Raw genomic sequence first — 16,217 nt, 5'->3', positions numbered from 1 at the left:
CAGAAAAGGATATTCTTCTCGTCGAACATCGTCTCAACCATAGACCGAGAAAATGTTTAGACTTTTATACTCCTGCGGAAATACTCAAAAAATTACGTAGTGGTGCACTTCCACCTTGAACGTACCATGATTTTATTCATAAAAGCCTTATTTTAAGGCAGGTTAGCCTTGGCATACGGGCTGCATACCACAAGTGTATGCAATCTAACTTTAATGAGATGTATGGCGCCGAAGGTTTGCCGCGAACAGTCTATCAAAAGCTTCATGCTTTTCTTAAAAATTTACCTGCAAAAGAATTGTTAAAGCGAGCTCAACACGCCAACATGGCCTTTTTAACCAAAGGGGTTACCTATACGGTGTATGGCGATTCGAGCGGGCTTGAAAAAATTATTCCCTTCGACATCATGCCGCGCATTTTAGACGCACAAGAGTGGGATTTATTGGAAAAAGGATTAGCACAACGCATCCGTGCACTTAATCTTTTTTTAGCCGATATTTATCATGAGCAGCATATCATCCGTGATGGCATTATTCCTTCCGATCTTATTTTTAATAATCCTCTGTATCGTCCCGAAATGAAAGGGGTGCGGGTTCCGGGTGATGTTTATATTTCTATTGCAGGCATTGATATTATTCGTGATCACGAAGGTGGTTATTATGTACTTGAAGATAATGCGCGTTGTCCGTCTGGGGTATCTTATGTTTTAGAAAATCGCGAAGTGATGCAAAAAATTTTTCCGGAACTTTTTAATTTGTATTCTGTTGAACCGGTTTCTTCCTATACCCGTGATTTATTAACCACTCTTTCTTCTCTCATGCCAACCGAAGTGAGACCTAATATTGTTCTTTTAACACCGGGCATTTTTAATAGTGCCTATTACGAGCATGCCTTTTTAGCGGCTAATATGGGTATCCAGTTGGTAGAGGGGCAAGATCTGGTTGTAAAACGTAAAAAAGTTTACATGAAAACCACCTGCGGTTTGGAAAGAATAGACGTTATATACCGTCGTATTGACGAAGATTTTCTTGATCCAGACGTTTTTAGAAGTGATTCTCAATTGGGAGTTCCCGGTCTTTTTGAATGTTTTAAAGAGGGTAATGTGGCGCTTGCTAATAGCATTGGAACCGGGATTGCCGATGATAAGGCTGTATATTCCTTTGTACCCCAAATGATAAAATATTATCTAAATGAAAAACCACTTATTGCTAATGTAGAAACTTTTTTAATGCGCGACATAGAATCTCGTGAGTATGTGCTTAATCATTTAGAAGAATTTGTGGTTAAGCCCACAGGAGGTTCTGGTGGTTATGGTATGCTTATTGGATCTGCTGCCAGTAAAAATGAACGTGAAGCTTTTGCTTGTAAAGTATTGCAGAACCCAGAGGCGTATATTGCCCAAAAAATTATTCAGCTGTCTTGTCATCCTACCTTTATTGGTGAAACGTCCACTTTTGAACCACGTCATATCGATTTACGTCCCTTTGTTTTAACTGAAGCAGGAGGCGATATCAGGTTTTTGCCTGGCGGTTTGTCGCGTGTGGCATTAACGCGTGGATCACTTGTCGTTAATTCTTCTCAGGGTGGTGGCGGTAAAGATACCTGGGTTTTAAGAAAATAATATATGTTAAGCAGAATTGCCGAAAATTTTTACTGGATTGGCCGCTACATGGAACGCGCTAACGATACCATGAATTTACTTGAGGTTACCCACTTGGCATTTATGGAGCAGGAGGGCAATGCCTCGGTTTCTAATATGTGGGAATCGCTTATTGTGGTGAATCAGGGGTTAGATTTTTTCCATAAATTTTATGCCGAGGCCAACGAACAAACAGTTCATTCGTTTTTAATTTTTTCAAGGGAAAATCTGAGTTCCATTTTTAGTTGTATTTCTACTGTTCGCGATAACATGAGGGCTGTGCGCAACCAAATTTCTAGTCCACTGTGGATGATTGTGAATGAATTTTATTTATGGCTTAAAAACCGCAATATTCACGAAATACTTTCGTTTGATCCGTCTATGTTTTATAGACGTGTAAAAGATTTTGGTTTTGCCTTTTTTGGAGCGCTTGATAACACGCTCATGCGGGATGAAGCCTGGCAATTTATTCACTTGGGCAGAGCATTAGAAAGAGCTCTGGAAACGGCATCGCTTTTAGATCTTAAATATCACGTTTTGTTAGAAAGTGTTGATGAAGTAGGAAAGCCTGTAGATATTCATCAATGGCAAATATTATTACGATCGGTGGATGGGTTGGAACCATATTTAAATACATATTCCAATCGCATTGATCCGGCCAATATTGCCGAACTTCTCATTTTAAACCGGCGTTTTCCTAAATCGGTTCTTTTTAATCTGACGCGTATTAAAAAATTAATGACAGAAATGCCGCACCAAGATCAGTCGATGGCCTATTGGCTTTTAAATCAAAAAATTATCGGTTTGTTGTCTGAAATTGAGTCTACTTCCATTCCTGTTATTTTTGAAGTAGGGTACCATACCTACTTACAAAGCATTATTGAGCAGCTACTTTTGGTGCACGGGCATTTTTCACAAACTTACTTTGGAGGCTTGGAAGATATTACGGGGAGTACAGAATAGCTTAATTGAATTAAGTTATTCTGTTTACTCCCCGTTATGCAGAGCGGATCATAATGAAATATTTTATGTTCCGCGTAGCGCAGCCAGTAATATGAGCTCATCCGTTTTTATTCGTCATCATACGCGTTACCGCTACGACAGGCCGGTTTCTTTATCGGAGCAAAAAGTATTTTTAAAAGTACAGTCTCAGTCACGTGTGCCTGTAGAAAAATACAGTCTTAAGGTACGCCCGGCACCTGTTAATATTGATTGGGCTCACGACGCTTATGGTAACGAATATGCGCGTGTATCTGTTTTAGGGCACGTAACGGTGTTAGATATTGAGGTTGAACTTTTGGCTCATCTGGGCCGGGCCGATTTAACGATGAACAGTTTAGAAGATGAATCCGTTCGATATCCGTTTATTTATCGTTCGCCTCTGCGTGATAAATTAATTCCTTATCAAAAAACAGAGCTGGTTTATCCGGTGTTGGAAGATTATTTAGACGCGCTTCATGCAAAAGGTACTGCTTATACTTTTGATTGGGTGGAGAGGGTAGCTATCAGCATTAAGGAAGATGTTACTTACGAAAAGCGTTTTGAGCCAGGTGTTCAAACGGCGGTTGAAACCCTTACTAAACGCAAGGGCTCATGTCGCGATTTTGCATGGCTGGCTGTTCAAATTTTTAGGCAATTAGGAATAGCGGCTCGTTTTGTATCGGGCTATTTGGTGCAACTTAAACAAGATTCTCATGAGGTTGATTTTCATGCTTGGGCCGAGGCTTTTTTACCTGGTGCTGGTTGGGTAGGAATTGATGCTACCTCGGGTTTGCTTACGGGCCCCGGTCATATCCCGCTTGCTATGACGCCCTTCCCAGAGGAGGCAGGGCCCGTAATAGGTTTTGTTGATCGTTGCGAGTCGGTATTAGAAACACAAATGTCGGTTCATAAAATAGAGCAATCCCCAGGCTATCTATAACTCTCAAAATATATCCTTGGTTTTTTGCCGTTGTTGTGGTTAGTTTTTTTGAATGGAAGATAAAATTATATGCAACGGTATGAGCTTTGAATGTGAGCTCGGTTTTCATCCCTACGAAAAGAAAATTCGCCAAAAAATTACTCTCGATTTGGAAGTGGGAGTATACGCTATTGATACGTCAAAAAAGGACGATATTGATGCTATCAAAATGGATTATTTTGAAGCTAATCAAATGCTTGGCAAGTTGTTTGAGTCGCGTCGCTATAATTTGTTAGAAACAGTGGCTGAAGATGTGGCCGAGCTGTTGCTTCATAATTTTTCCATTGTATCTGTTCTGGTTAAAGTAACGAAATACCCGCTTGAGATGCCCAATGTTCCGGCCGTATCTTATGTGTGTTTCCGCAAAAAATGAAACGTATTATCACGAATACCGCTATTTCATTAGATGGGCGCATTAGTATTGAGCCTCAAAAACATGTGTGGCTGGGTTCGTCAGAAGATCAAAAGCGAATGCAGGCACTTAGGGGCGAGGCTGATGCTGTATTAATTGGTGGTCAAAGTTTTCGCAATAATCCCTTCCCTTTGCTGCCGTTGCCAGAGCAAATTTGGAAAACGGGATTTTGCAATGTGATTGTAACGCGCTCTGATCCTTTATCTTTGCCTCTCCCTGATGCGCATTTAGTGCAACGTCTGTTTATAACTTCGGCCCAGCCTGTAAATAAACCCGTTGATCGCGAGATTTTGTATAAAAATAACATTACTCCTTCCTGGATAGTAGAAGAGCTTGAAAAGCGTGGTGTGGAAACATTGTTAATTGAAGGCGGTGGGGATTTGATTTATCAATTTATAAAAGCGGGGCTTGTTCATGAGCTTTATGTTACTCTTACACCACGTTTGGTAGGCAAAAAGGGTTCTCCTACTTTGTGTGATGGCGACGGTTTTGGCGATTTTAAAAATTTAGACCTGGTTTCTTGTGAAAAAGTAGGGAGTGAGGTTTTTTTAAGATATAAAATGCTTTAAAATCTGCCTCTATTTATCTCTTGGATTTCGTTAAAACTTGTGGTTGAAACCCACATGTCCTTTACTATTTATCATAATCCCCGTTGTACCAAATCACGTCAAACCTTGGAGCTTTTGGAAAAAAAGGGAATTAAGCCCATCGTGGTTGAATATCTAAAAACACCACCTACGGCCTTGGAGCTGGATAAAATCCTCAAAGCTTTAAAGTTAAATCCTCAAGATATTATTCGAATAAAAGAAGATCGGTATCAGGAATTAAAATTAAAAGATAAAAAACTTTCGCGTGATGAATGGATTAACATTTTAATCGATAATCCTGTTCTTATTGAGCGACCCATTGTGGTAATTGGTAACAAAGCGGTTATTGGCCGCCCTCCCGAAAATATTCTTCCTCTCTTATAAGGAGCTTTATGACAAACTGGATGATTTATGGTGCTAACGGTTATACTGGAAAACTTATTTCCGAGCGCGCGAAAGAAATAGGTTTAAGTCCGGTAATTGCAGGACGGAATAAAAACGAAATTATGGCAATGGCAAATGATTTAGGTTTTGAACCGCGCGTGTTTGGCCTGAGAAGTGTGGACGAAGTAGTAAAAAATCTTGAGGGCATTGATACGGTACTTTTATGCGCCGGACCTTTTTCGGCTACTAGCCGTGTGATGGTGGATGCTTGTATAAAAGCCAAGGTAAATTATTTAGATATTACCGGTGAGATTGATGTTTTTGAATCTATCTTTCAAAGGACAGATGAGTTTAAGCAAGCTGGCATTGCGGCCATGCCAGGAGTGGGTTTTGATGTTGTGCCTACCGATTGTTTAGCTGCTCAGTTAAAAAAGAAAATGCCAGAAGCCACGCATTTAGAGCTGGCTGTTATGACAAATGGTGGTGTCAGTCCAGGTACTCTTAAAACTATGGTAGAAGGTTTAGGGCGAGGTGGGCGTGTTCGTAAAGATGGTAAGCTCACAATTGTAAATAACACTTATAAAGTGAAACAAATACCAATTGCCGAGAGATCGATGTGGGCGGTAAGTAGTGCGTGGGGCGATGTTGCTACAGCTTATTATTCTACCGATATTCCTAATATTGAAGTTTATTTTGCTATGCCCCGTGGAATTATTCGTGTGATGCGCTTTTTGGATTTTATACGTCCCGCGTTACGTTTTAAGCCGGTACAAGGGGGGATTAAAAAACTTATCCCTCTTTTTGTAAAAGGACCTAACGTAGCATCGCGTGAACGGCATAAAGTTTATTTATATGGTAAGGTGAGTAATGGTGATGGAAAAGGTTATGAAGGTCGCGCGGTAGTTCCGGAGGGTTATAAATTTACGGTAATTTCGGCTATGGAAGCGGTGGAGCGGATAAGAATGGGAAGCTTTAAAGGGGCTCTTACACCCTCAATGGCTTTTGGTGAAAACTTTTCCGATGGATTATTTGTATAGTTCTAAAGCTGTTTTTGGAAAAAATAAATAAAAACTAACACCATCAGTTTTGTTTTGAGCATAAATTGTGCCGTGGTGAGCCCCCATAATTTCCTTACAAATAGCTAGTCCTAGTCCGTACCCCTTTTTTTGATCGCTTTTGTTTGCCTGAGTAAATTTGTCAAAAATGATGGTTAATTTGTTAGGTGGAATTTGCTGGCCTTTATTGTGGCACTCTATAGTTAGTCCGGCGGTGCTTTCAATAACGCTAAAAAATATAATGCCTTTTTCCAGTGTATTTTTTACGGCATTACTTAATAAATTTCGTAACACTTGTCTTATTTTAAAAGCGTCTACTTTTAGTTTAAAAGAAGAGTCGATAGAAGGATCAAGAATCACCTTAAGTTTTTTTTGCTTGAGGAGTAGTTCCATCTCTTCGAGAGTTTTTTGAAGCAAATCACCAATTATACTTGGTTTAATATCAAGTGTAAAAATACCGCTTTCAAGACGTTCCAGTTCTAAAATTTCTTCCGACAGATTTTTTATGATGCCAACTTGCCGTTCAATAATGTCGTGTATGTGGGCATCTTCATTTTTGTTAATGTTGGGGTCTTTAAGGGCGGCAAGGGACATTTGAATGGTGGTAAGAGGTGAGCGAATGTCGTGTGCCACAACATGCAATAATTGATCCATGCTTTGTTTTTGTATCCATAATTTTTTTGCTGTTAGTCCAAGAGTAAGGCCAAACAAGGCAAAAACTATAGATGTGGGTACTGTTACATAAAACAATGTAAACAGATGATCGGTATAAAGATGTTTGATCCAAGGGAAAAAAGAAATACCTTCACTATAAAAGAGATAGGTTAAAAGAATGTATCCAAGTGGACTCCCTAGGCTTAGCAAGATGCCTAAAAATGTAGTCTTATAATGAAAATGTCTGGTTACTTTTTTATCCATTATAATTAATTATTCTACAATTTTGTCAGTTTATGCAATAAATGAATCACGGTTGGATGTGATATAAATCAGGTTTAATTATCTTGTTTGGTTTTGTTAATAAGGCTTATGTTAAAGAATAATATTACTCGATGCCCTTGGTCGGGCACGGATCCTCTCTACATTCATTATCACGATACAGAATGGGGTGTGCCGGTTTATGATGATAAAAAATTATTTGAATTTATTATTTTAGAGGGAGCACAAGCTGGTTTAAGCTGGCTTACCGTTCTTAAAAAACGTGAAAACTATCGTGAGGCCTTTGATGTTTTTGATGTAGAAAAAATTGCACGTTACAATAAACGTAAAATTGAATCTCTTTTAAAAAATCCAGGAATTATTCGGAATCGTCTCAAGATAGAATCTGCGGTGAAGAACGCTCGGGGTTTTTTAAGGATTCAGGACGAGTTCGGCAGTTTTTCCAAGTATCAATGGAACTTTGTAGGGAATAAGCCGATAGTGAATAAGCTCAAAAGCTTAAAAGAGATACAGCCAAAAACTGAAATATCGGATGCTTTGAGTAAAGATTTAAAAAAGCGTGGTTTTAATTTTGTGGGTTCCACTATTATGTACGCCCATATGCAAGCGGTAGGGATGGTGAATGATCACCTTACAAGTTGTTTTAGGTATAAGCAGGTATGAAGTTTCAGTTTAAAAATTTTGTCAAGTATGTGGCTAAGCGTGCTCATGAAGCCGCTATTGTAGAGGGGGCGGCTTCTGTTGCCTTTTTCGCCTTGTTTTCACTGTTCCCGCTCATCATCATTTTGGTGAGTATTTTATCTGTTATATACCGCGACCAACTATCCGATGTGCAAATTATGAATATGCTTGTGGATGTGTTGCCTATTCATCAATTGCCGGTTGTTACCGAAAACTTAAAAAAAATTCTTAAAGTAAGAGCCTCGTTTAGTGTGGTGAGTGCCGTGCTTCTTGTTTTTACGTCTACAAATGTGTTTAATGCGTTAACGCGCAATGTTCAAAAAGCCTGGCCTCAGGTTTTACCGCGAAGCTTTATAAAAAAGAGGTTGGTGTCGTTTGGTTTGTTTATTTCTCTCAATCTTTTAGTTCCATTCTTTTTTATGGCCAAAACCCTGCTTGCTTTTTTGGCCAGTATCCATTGGAGTTTTATTCCCAAAATAACGGCCGATATTATTAATTGGTTGTCGGGAGTTGTGATTTATATATTTATAATGCTAGCCTACACACTGCTCTACAAAATAGTACCACGCCATTTTGTGAGATGGGCCGATGCCTTAAAGGGGAGCGTTATTATTACCTTGTTATCAGCCTTTACTACCTATGGTTTTGGAAAATATTTCACCAGTGGTTTATCGCGGTATACACTTATTTATGGGTCTTTAGGGGCTTTTGTAGCGCTTATGATGTGGATTTTCCTGCTTAGTTTTTTAGCTCTGGCAGGGGCGCATCTTACCTACGGTTTGCGTCATTATAAAGATCATGTTTCAAAATAAAATTCTTCATTGACCTATCTGGAGAATCTGTTTAGTCAGAATCATCATACATTAAAAAGGAGAAACTATGGCACTTTTACTTGGCGATACCGCCCCTGATTTTACACAAGATTCAACTGAAGGTTCTATCAATTTTTACCAATGGGCTGGAGAAAACTGGGTGATTCTTTTTTCTCATCCCAAAGATTTTACTCCTGTGTGTACCACAGAACTTGGTGCTGTGGCTAAACTTAAAGATGAATTTGCCAAGCGTAAAACCAAGGTGCTGGCTTTATCGGTGGATAGTGTTGATTCTCACAAAAAATGGATTGGTGATATCAACGAAACGCAAAATACCGCAGTTAATTATCCTATCTTGGCGGATGAAGATAAAAAAGTGGCTACTCTATACGGCATGATTCATCCTAAAGAGCTTGAAACCTTAACCGTGCGTTCGGTGTTTATCATAGACCCGGCTAAAAAAGTACGCTTAACCATCACGTATCCTGCTCCTACAGGACGCAATTTTAACGAAATTCTGCGTGTTCTCGACGCTCTTCAATTAACCGCTGGTTACAGCGTGGCTACACCGGTTAACTGGAAAGATGGGGATGATGTCATTATTGTGCCGTCAATTACCGATCCAAAAATAATCGCCGAAAAATTTCCTAAAGGGCATAAGGTGATTAAGCCTTATTTGCGTACTACGCCGCAGCCTAATAAATAAGTAGTGTGCTGCTTAGTTTAAAATAATGGAGAAGAAGGGGATCATGTGTTACAAAAGTGATATGCGATTCCCTTTTTTATTTATAACACTTTTATTTATGGCCTGCTCTGCAGCTACGGCCACGGGAGGAGATAAAATGAATAAGGATGATCTTAAAAAGAAACTCACCCCCATGCAATATCATGTTACCCAAGAGGCCGGTACTGAACGCCCCTTTCAAAATGAGTATTGGGATAATCATCGCGATGGCATTTATGTAGATGTGGTGAGTGGTAAAGTGCTTTTTAGTTCTACCGATAAATTTGATTCGGGCAGTGGTTGGCCCAGCTTTACAAAGCCCGTGGATCAGGCCAGTGTGGCAGAAAATAAAGATATGAGCCATGGTATGGTACGTACCGAGGTGGTAAGTAGCGATTCTAAATCACACTTAGGTCATGTGTTTGATGATGGCCCGGGGCCTACGGGGATGCGTTATTGCATTAATAGTGCTTCCCTTCGCTTTATTCCCAAAGAAGAAATGGCTAAAGAGGGTTATGGCGATTATCTTTTTTTATTTCAAAAATAATTTTTTAATAATCAAAAATCTTTTATGGTTTTGATACGTATGATTTATAAGAAAGGAATTGATATGAAAAAAATTGTAACATTAACTCTTTTGTTTTTGATGGTTGGTTCTGTATCGCCTGTTTGGGCTCGTCATTCGCGGTACAATAGTGATGCAGAATGGCAAGAAAAACATGATGAGCGAGTTAAAGAGCGAACCGATAAAATGGCTAAGGAGCTGGGGTTAACCAACGAACAAAAAATAAAATTTGAAAAAATTCTCAAAGAGCATGGAGATCAATTTAGAGCTTTGAGAGAAGAAACAAATAAAAAGAAGCAGGCCTTAAAAGCCGATTTAGATAAAGATCTGAAAGAATTGCTTAATGCCGAACAAGAAAAAAAATATGAAGAAATTAAGCAAGAGCATACAGGGTTCACTAAAAAGGGTGGTGCCCATCATAAAAAGGCCAAGTAATTCGTTTTAACACCCCCTCTTTTTTCAAAAAAGAGGGGGTTTTTCTTGATATTTACTTCAAACAAAAATAAGAAGTGGCCATGGATGTGGCAGCTTCCCAACATGTAACCGACCCCGTTTGTGGGATGACTGTTACTACGCAAGTCCCTGATAAAATTTTTTACAATAATCAGACCTATTATTTTTGTTGCGATGGTTGTAAAAACACCTTTGAACAAGACCCCGAACATCATTTAAATAAGCCTAAATTAAATTTTGATTGTTGTCCCACTTCCGCTTTGCCTTCTATTAAGCCAGGAGAAAAAACTTATTATACTTGCCCCATGCATTTGGAGATTAAGCAAGATAAACCCGGTATTTGTCCCAAATGTGGCATGGCGTTGGAATTAGTGGGAGGCATTGATGCGGAAAATATTGAACTTAAAAGCATGCAAAAACGCTTTTGGGTGAGTCTTGCTTTTAATATTCCTCTTTTTTTACTGGCGATGCTTCCTATGATGGGGCTGCGTAAGATTATACCGTTAACTGTTTTTCAATCTCATATAGCCGAACTTATTTTAGCTTTGCCTATTTTAACTTGGGGAGCATGGCCTTTTTATGAAAGGGCGATTTTATCTATTAAGCATCAATCGGCAAATATGTTTACGCTTATTGGTATGGGGGTGTTGGCCTCTCTTTTGTACAGTTTAGCTGCTGTTTTCTACCCTGAGTTCTTTCCCGTTATTTATCGAACGCATCATGGCACCGTTGGTACTTATTTTGAGGCTGCAGCAACAATTATAACACTGGTATTGTTGGGGCAGGTTTTGGAGCTGCGTGCGCGCGAAAAAACATCCAAGGCCATTTCTGGTTTGCTGAGTCTGGCTCCTAAAACAGCCTTGCTTATTGTTAATGGCGAAGCAAAAGAGATTGCACTCGAACAAGTTAAAGAGGGTGATAGGCTTAAAGTATTAGAGGGTGCCCGTATCCCTGTGGATGGAGATGTATTAAGCGGTGAAAGTACGGTAGATGAATCAATGATGACGGGCGAAAGTTTTCCTATTGATAAAGTGCCTGGCGATGCCGTCTTAGGTGGTACTATTAATCTTTCTAAAATTCTGGAAATTCGCGCAACCAAAGTGGGCACTGACAGTATGCTTTCACAAATTGTACAGGCTGTTCAAAAAGCAAGCATGAGCCGAGCGCCGCTCCAAAATAGAGCAGATATGTTGGCGAAATATTTTGTGCCCATTGTTTTTTTAGTTTCGTTTATAACCATTTTAGTATGGGCACTATGGGGACCAGCTCCCGGTTATGTTTATGGACTTATTAATGCCGTGTCGGTTCTTTTAATTGCTTGTCCCTGCGCTTTTGGTTTGGCTACGCCCGTCTCCATAGTAGTTGGAATGGGAAGGGCTGCAGGTTTAGGTATTTTATTTAAAAATGCCGAAACACTGGAGCGTTTGGGTGATACCCAACATATTGTTGTCGATAAAACAGGAACATTAACGGAGGGAAAACCTGTTATTGATGATATTTTGGTATCACCCGATTTTGGGCGCAAAAGGGCTGTTAGTCTTGCCTTGGCCTTAGAGCAAAATAGTCGGCATCCCTTAGCTCATGCATTTAAACAATTAGCCGACCCCCTCAGTGAAGTGCTGTTGCTTACCGATGTAGCCAATATTCCGGGGCGTGGTTTAAAAGCCATGCTCAACCATCAGGAAGTTTTATTTGGAAATGAAAAACTAATTGATGAAAACAATATTCCAAAAAAAGAGTTTGCGCAGCATATTGAGAGGCTTAAAAAAGAAGGGAAAACACTTCTTTTGTTAGCTTTTTGTCAAAAGCTAGTGGCAATTTTTGGAGCGGTGGATCCGGTTAAAGAATCAACTCCTCGTGCGTTAAAACTATTGTCCGATTTAAAGATCCCGGTAACAATGTTAACGGGTGATCAACCCATGGCCGCAAAACGTGTGGCGGATAGTTTGAATATCCCTTTTGAAGCGGGCCTTATGCCTCAGGATAAACTGGCATTCATCAAAAAATTGCAGGAAGCTGGAACAATCGTTGCTATGGCGGGAGACGGTATTAACGATGCGCCGGGTTTAACACAGGCCAATATTGGTATTGCGATGGGTAACGGAAGTGATTTGGCTATTGAGGCTGCCGGTGTAACGCTTGTAAAAGGCGATTTAGAACATATTACCAAGGCTATTTTGTTATCACGAACTGTAGTTAAGAACATAAAGCAAAATCTCTTTTTTGCCTTTATCTACAATGCCATTGGTATTCCTGTTGCGGCTGGTATTTTTTATCCGATCTCAGGCATGGTGTTATGGCCAATGACGGCGGCATTAGCTATGAGTTTAAGTTCGGTATCGGTTATCGGTAATGCTTTAAGGCTAAAAAAAATTAAGGTTTAAATGAAAATAGCTGTCGCCGTAAAGACCAATGCTCGTCATGAAAAAGTGGAAAAGCTATCGGATACCCAGTACAAGGTTTCGGTAAATGCTCCTCCTGTTGAGGGACGAGCCAATGAGGCTATCATTAAAATATTATCTCGGTATTTTAATATCGCGCCATCCAAGATTGTTCTTTTAAAAGGCCAGGCGTCTAAAAATAAAATTTTTGAGGTGTTGGCAGCATGATTAAAAATAATTTTATAAACGTAAGCGGGATAAAACTTCATGTGGTAGAAGCGGGGCCAAAAGATGGACCTCTTGTTTTATTGCTTCATGGTTTCCCCGAATATTGGAAATGTTGGGATTTGCAAATAAAACCTCTTATTGACGCTGGTTATCGTCTCATTATGCCAGATCAGCGTGGCTATAATTTAAGTGATAAGCCTAAAAGAATTAAAGATTATTGTTTGGATGTTTTAGCCGATGATATGGCCGCTTTAATTGATCATTATGGTGGTAAGGCTGCTGTTATTTGTCACGATTGGGGTGGGGCGGTAGGATGGTTTTTAGCCAATAAATATCCCGAGAAAATTTCAAAATTTATTGTGCTGAATATGTCACATCACAGTGTGATGAAAAAGTTTTTACAGACCAATCTCAAGCAATTACGTCGCAGCTGGTATATTTTCTTTTTTCAGCTTCCTTTTTTGCCGGAGCTTTATCTTAAATCGAAAAATTTCTTAACTTTAAGAAAAGGGCTTAAGGTAGGGATGTCGGATGCGGCTTTTAAAAACCTTAATTTGGATGAGTACATTGCCACTTGGAGTGAGCCGGGTGCTATTGAAAGTATTTTACGTTGGTATAGGGCGGCGGTGCAATGCCCGCCTAAAAAATTACCTAGCCCGCGTATTACCATGCCGTCGCTGGTGATTTGGGGAAAAGATGATCCATATTTGGGTGTGGAGATGGCTAAACCCAGTGCGGATATGTGTGATCATCACCAATTGATTATTATAGAAAATGCCGGTCATTGGGTGCAGCGGGATCAACCCGAGATTGTGAATCGGGAAATTCTTAAATTTTTAAAATAATATGAGTTCTTCTAAAACATCCAAAGGAGCCCTGTTGGTAGGAATGGGCATTTTTCTTTCCCGTTTTGCAGGGCTTATTCGCGAGCGTGTGTTTGCGCATTATTTTGGCAATTCCATTGCTGCTGCCGCGTTTAAAGCAGCGCTGCGTATTCCCAATTTTTTACAAAATCTTTTTGGAGAGGGTGTGCTTTCGGCTTCTTTTATTCCTGTGTATGCCTCTCTTATTGGTCAAAAAAAAGATAAGGATGCCGAGACGGTAGCCAATGCAGTGTTTGGTCTGCTTTTACTCATGGTAGCCTTGGTAGTGGGGCTAAGCATAGTTTTTACACCGGTTTTTATTGATATGATTGCACCCGGTTTTCATGATGAAACCCGCAATCTGGCTATCACTCTAGTGCGTATTATTTTTCCGGGAACAGGCTTACTGGTGTTGTCGGCCTGGTGTTTGGGGATTTTAAATAGTCATCGCCGTTTTTTGCTGTCGTATGCTGCCCCGGTATTTTGGAATGCCGCTATCATTGGGGCTCTTCTTATTTTTGGCGGTACTTCTCAGGATCAACTGGCTATTTATACGGCTTATGGATTAGTAGTAGGATGCTTGCTACAATTTTTAGTACAAATGCCCTCTGTGCTTAAATTAATCCATTCGTTTAAGCCTTCTCTTTCAGTGGCGCATCAATCAGTTAGACAAATCATACGAAGTTTTGGCCCTCTTCTTGTTGGTCGTGGAGTAGTGCAGGTGAGTGCTTATATCGATACTGCTTACGGTTCGCTTATTTCAGAACGTGCGCTTTCGGCCTTGGCTTATGCTCAAACACTTTATCTTATACCTGTAAGCCTTTTTGGTATGGCTATTTCGGCGGCCGAGCTTCCTGCTATGTCGCAAGCTAGTGGCACGCCCGAGGAAGTGGCGCAGATTTTACGCGCGCGTATTAATGATGGTTTACGAAATATTGCCTTTTTTGTAATCCCGTCGGTGGTTGCCTTTTTGGTGTTGGGCGATGTTGTGAGTGGCGCGCTTTTTCAAACCGGACGTTTTACCCCGGAAGATACACGTTATTTGTGGTATTTGCTTATGGGTGCCACGGTAGGCTTACTTGCTACCACAATGGGGCGCTTATATTCTTCTACTTTTTATGCGTTAAAAGATACCAAAACGCCACTTTATTTTGCTATGGTGCGTGTTGCTTTAACGGCCATTAGTGCCTATTGGTGTGCCGTTAAACTACCTGGTGTGCTGGGTCTTCCTCAAGAGATGGGTGGGGTGGGTATTACCGCCACCACAGGATTTTCAGCTTGGATTGAGTTCTTGCTCCTCCGTTCTACCTTATCGCGTCGTATTGGTAAAACAGGAGTTCCTCGTTCCTCATTAATTAAGTTATGGGGAAGTGCCTTGGGCACTGGCGCTATTGGCCTTGTTATTAAATATGCGCTGGCTCTCCATTATGGATTTGTGCTTACTAGCCAATGGGGAGGCAAATTTTTGGCCATGCCTTTTTTAAGCCCGGTTATAACGGCATTGGCTGTTTTAGTTCCTTTTAGTTTGCTTTATTTAGGTTTTGGAATTTTTTTTAACATACCCGAAGCTTTGGTGATTAAACGCAAAATTTTAAAAAGATGAACATTCAATCCGCCTATTTAGCTCATCCCGATTTTGAAAATGAACTTGAAGACGAGCTTGGAAAAGGTTTTGTTAAAAAGGAACGTTGGTATTTCTCTGATAAGCCGCCCATTAATTCTGTTTGGGCGCAGGATATTTGGCTTGATCCGCAACTTATTCCCATCGCCTCTATCTCGGATGCTGTTAAAAAGCTGCGTGCCTTGGGCTTGCACTGGCATTTGCATTCTATCGATCATCATCGGCGGGCGGCTTTAATTCAAGCGGAACTCCCCAAACTTAAAAATCCCCTTGTTATTTTTCCGGATATTCCCACCATAAAAGCCGCTGGCGGCTGGATGTTGTGGGATAAAGATACGCTGTTAGCGAGCCCTCATCGTTCTCATTTATACCCGGATGGTCTTATTCCCTTTGTAGAAGATAAAGAAACCCCACCTAATAGAGCATATTTAAAATTATGGGAGGCTCTTACTTTGCTTGCTAAACGTCCTCAACAGGGAGAGATTTGTCTCGATTTAGGAAGTAGCCCCGGTGGCTGGACCTGGGTGCTGCAAACTTTGGGTGCACAAGTTATTTCGGTTGATAAAGCGCCTCTCGATTCTAAAATAGCCAAGTTGCCCAATATTCAGTTTTTTCAAGAAAGCGCTTTTGGAATTGATCCCAAACGCTTTGGAAAAATCGATTGGCTCTGTTGTGATGTGGCTTGTTATCCCGAACGTCTTTATGAAATGGTACAAAAATGGTTGGAGGCCGGCACTTGTAAAAATTTTGTGTGTACTATTAAGTTGCAGGGGAAAACGGATTGGGCAATGCTGAATAAGTTTAGAGCATTAAAAAAAACAAAAGTGATTCATCTTTATCACAATAAACATGAACTCACGTTATTTATAAATATGAATGAATATTAAAAAATACTGGCTGAAAATAAAATTGTATTTT

The 16,217-nt window shown here is 40.1% G+C and carries 18 protein-coding genes; 17 read left to right on the top strand and 1 reads right to left on the bottom strand.

All coding sequences use genetic code 11. The features are described 5' to 3' along the window. Positions 1-197: 197 nt before the first annotated feature. The 7 genes from K1X76_09560 (at position 198) to K1X76_09530 (ending at position 6,017) form a co-directional block, all read left to right on the top strand. Positions 198-1,619, top strand: a complete 1,422-nt coding sequence (locus K1X76_09560) for a circularly permuted type 2 ATP-grasp protein (GenBank protein MBX7149319.1) — start codon at positions 198-200, stop codon at positions 1,617-1,619. Between the two features lie 3 nt (positions 1,620-1,622). After that, complete coding sequence (locus K1X76_09555; protein ID MBX7149318.1) at positions 1,623-2,600, top strand: alpha-E domain-containing protein; 978 nt, start codon at positions 1,623-1,625, stop codon at positions 2,598-2,600. Between the two features lie 91 nt (positions 2,601-2,691). Then, the gene (locus K1X76_09550) at positions 2,692-3,558 is read left to right on the top strand and encodes a transglutaminase family protein (GenBank protein ID MBX7149317.1); all 867 of its coding nucleotides are present in this window, start codon (positions 2,692-2,694) and stop codon (positions 3,556-3,558) included. Positions 3,559-3,637: 79 nt separating this feature from the next. After that, positions 3,638-3,970, top strand: coding sequence for a dihydroneopterin aldolase (locus K1X76_09545; GenBank protein ID MBX7149316.1), 333 nt, complete (start codon positions 3,638-3,640; stop codon positions 3,968-3,970). Beyond that, a complete protein-coding gene (locus K1X76_09540; GenBank protein MBX7149315.1) occupies positions 3,967-4,578 on the top strand; it encodes a RibD family protein in 612 nt (203 codons plus the stop codon). The genes K1X76_09545 and K1X76_09540 overlap by 4 nt, the downstream gene beginning before the upstream one ends. A gap of 54 nt (positions 4,579-4,632) precedes the next feature. Continuing rightward, positions 4,633-4,980 (top strand): arsenate reductase (glutaredoxin), encoded by a 348-nt coding sequence (gene arsC / locus K1X76_09535; protein MBX7149314.1) that lies wholly within the window; start codon positions 4,633-4,635, stop codon positions 4,978-4,980. Positions 4,981-4,988: 8 nt separating this feature from the next. Continuing rightward, entirely contained in the window at positions 4,989-6,017 is a 1,029-nt protein-coding gene (locus K1X76_09530) for a saccharopine dehydrogenase NADP-binding domain-containing protein (GenBank protein MBX7149313.1), read from the top strand. Here K1X76_09530 and K1X76_09525 read toward each other — a convergent pair. Further along, positions 6,006-6,953, bottom strand: a complete 948-nt coding sequence (locus tag K1X76_09525; protein ID MBX7149312.1) for a HAMP domain-containing histidine kinase — start codon at positions 6,951-6,953, stop codon at positions 6,006-6,008. The two genes, K1X76_09530 and K1X76_09525, sit on opposite strands and share 12 nt — an antisense overlap. A gap of 108 nt (positions 6,954-7,061) precedes the next feature. Between K1X76_09525 and K1X76_09520 the strand changes: the two genes are divergently transcribed. The 10 genes from K1X76_09520 to K1X76_09475 all read left to right on the top strand — a co-directional run bounded on the left by K1X76_09520 (position 7,062) and on the right by K1X76_09475 (position 16,186). Further along, a complete protein-coding gene (locus K1X76_09520) occupies positions 7,062-7,634 on the top strand; it encodes a DNA-3-methyladenine glycosylase I (protein ID MBX7149311.1) in 573 nt (190 codons plus the stop codon). Then, positions 7,631-8,464 (top strand): YihY/virulence factor BrkB family protein, encoded by an 834-nt coding sequence (locus K1X76_09515; GenBank protein ID MBX7149310.1) that lies wholly within the window; start codon positions 7,631-7,633, stop codon positions 8,462-8,464. The genes K1X76_09520 and K1X76_09515 overlap by 4 nt, the downstream gene beginning before the upstream one ends. A 67-nt stretch (positions 8,465-8,531) precedes the next feature. Then, the gene (locus K1X76_09510; GenBank protein ID MBX7149309.1) at positions 8,532-9,170 is read left to right on the top strand and encodes a peroxiredoxin; all 639 of its coding nucleotides are present in this window, start codon (positions 8,532-8,534) and stop codon (positions 9,168-9,170) included. A gap of 25 nt (positions 9,171-9,195) precedes the next feature. After that, positions 9,196-9,735: a peptide-methionine (R)-S-oxide reductase MsrB gene (gene msrB, locus K1X76_09505; GenBank protein ID MBX7149308.1), complete on the top strand. Its 540-nt coding sequence runs from the start codon at positions 9,196-9,198 to the stop codon at positions 9,733-9,735. A 63-nt stretch (positions 9,736-9,798) separates the two neighbouring features. Beyond that, the gene (locus K1X76_09500) at positions 9,799-10,188 is read left to right on the top strand and encodes a hypothetical protein (GenBank protein ID MBX7149307.1); all 390 of its coding nucleotides are present in this window, start codon (positions 9,799-9,801) and stop codon (positions 10,186-10,188) included. 80 nt (positions 10,189-10,268) lie between these two features. Beyond that, positions 10,269-12,590 carry a heavy metal translocating P-type ATPase gene (locus K1X76_09495; GenBank protein ID MBX7149306.1) on the top strand — a complete coding sequence of 774 codons (2,322 nt, stop codon included), beginning with the start codon at positions 10,269-10,271 and terminating at the stop codon, positions 12,588-12,590. After that, a complete protein-coding gene (locus K1X76_09490) occupies positions 12,591-12,815 on the top strand; it encodes a DUF167 domain-containing protein (GenBank protein MBX7149305.1) in 225 nt (74 codons plus the stop codon). After that, the gene (locus tag K1X76_09485; GenBank protein MBX7149304.1) at positions 12,812-13,660 is read left to right on the top strand and encodes an alpha/beta hydrolase; all 849 of its coding nucleotides are present in this window, start codon (positions 12,812-12,814) and stop codon (positions 13,658-13,660) included. The genes K1X76_09490 and K1X76_09485 overlap by 4 nt, the downstream gene beginning before the upstream one ends. A 31-nt stretch (positions 13,661-13,691) precedes the next feature. Further along, positions 13,692-15,281 (top strand): murein biosynthesis integral membrane protein MurJ, encoded by a 1,590-nt coding sequence (gene murJ / locus K1X76_09480; protein MBX7149303.1) that lies wholly within the window; start codon positions 13,692-13,694, stop codon positions 15,279-15,281. Continuing rightward, positions 15,278-16,186: a hypothetical protein gene (locus K1X76_09475; protein MBX7149302.1), complete on the top strand. Its 909-nt coding sequence runs from the start codon at positions 15,278-15,280 to the stop codon at positions 16,184-16,186. The genes murJ and K1X76_09475 overlap by 4 nt, the downstream gene beginning before the upstream one ends. The last annotated feature ends 31 nt before the right edge of the window (positions 16,187-16,217 follow it).

The organism is bacterium (assembly GCA_019695305.1).
GTDB lineage: Bacteria > UBA10199 > UBA10199 > UBA10199 > JAIBAG01 > JAIBAG01.
Note: the sequence above shows the minus strand (reverse complement) of the source record. Positions and strands in the feature narration are given on the sequence as shown.

Excerpts from the sequence above, each read along its gene's own strand:
- K1X76_09560 (MBX7149319.1), top strand. The coding sequence starts at position 198 with ATGCAATCTAACTTTAATGAGATGTATGGCGCCGAAGGTTTGCCGCGA.
- K1X76_09555 (MBX7149318.1), top strand. The coding sequence starts at position 1,623 with ATGTTAAGCAGAATTGCCGAAAATTTTTACTGGATTGGCCGCTACATG.
- K1X76_09550 (MBX7149317.1), top strand. The coding sequence starts at position 2,692 with ATGAGCTCATCCGTTTTTATTCGTCATCATACGCGTTACCGCTACGAC.
- K1X76_09545 (MBX7149316.1), top strand. The coding sequence starts at position 3,638 with ATGAGCTTTGAATGTGAGCTCGGTTTTCATCCCTACGAAAAGAAAATT.
- K1X76_09540 (MBX7149315.1), top strand. The coding sequence starts at position 3,967 with ATGAAACGTATTATCACGAATACCGCTATTTCATTAGATGGGCGCATT.
- arsC (MBX7149314.1), top strand. The coding sequence starts at position 4,633 with ATGTCCTTTACTATTTATCATAATCCCCGTTGTACCAAATCACGTCAA.
- K1X76_09530 (MBX7149313.1), top strand. The coding sequence starts at position 4,989 with ATGACAAACTGGATGATTTATGGTGCTAACGGTTATACTGGAAAACTT.
- K1X76_09525 (MBX7149312.1), bottom strand. The coding sequence starts at position 6,953 with ATGGATAAAAAAGTAACCAGACATTTTCATTATAAGACTACATTTTTA.
- K1X76_09520 (MBX7149311.1), top strand. The coding sequence starts at position 7,062 with ATGTTAAAGAATAATATTACTCGATGCCCTTGGTCGGGCACGGATCCT.
- K1X76_09515 (MBX7149310.1), top strand. The coding sequence starts at position 7,631 with ATGAAGTTTCAGTTTAAAAATTTTGTCAAGTATGTGGCTAAGCGTGCT.
- K1X76_09510 (MBX7149309.1), top strand. The coding sequence starts at position 8,532 with ATGGCACTTTTACTTGGCGATACCGCCCCTGATTTTACACAAGATTCA.
- msrB (MBX7149308.1), top strand. The coding sequence starts at position 9,196 with ATGGAGAAGAAGGGGATCATGTGTTACAAAAGTGATATGCGATTCCCT.
- K1X76_09500 (MBX7149307.1), top strand. The coding sequence starts at position 9,799 with ATGAAAAAAATTGTAACATTAACTCTTTTGTTTTTGATGGTTGGTTCT.
- K1X76_09495 (MBX7149306.1), top strand. The coding sequence starts at position 10,269 with ATGGATGTGGCAGCTTCCCAACATGTAACCGACCCCGTTTGTGGGATG.
- K1X76_09490 (MBX7149305.1), top strand. The coding sequence starts at position 12,591 with ATGAAAATAGCTGTCGCCGTAAAGACCAATGCTCGTCATGAAAAAGTG.
- K1X76_09485 (MBX7149304.1), top strand. The coding sequence starts at position 12,812 with ATGATTAAAAATAATTTTATAAACGTAAGCGGGATAAAACTTCATGTG.
- K1X76_09475 (MBX7149302.1), top strand. The coding sequence starts at position 15,278 with ATGAACATTCAATCCGCCTATTTAGCTCATCCCGATTTTGAAAATGAA.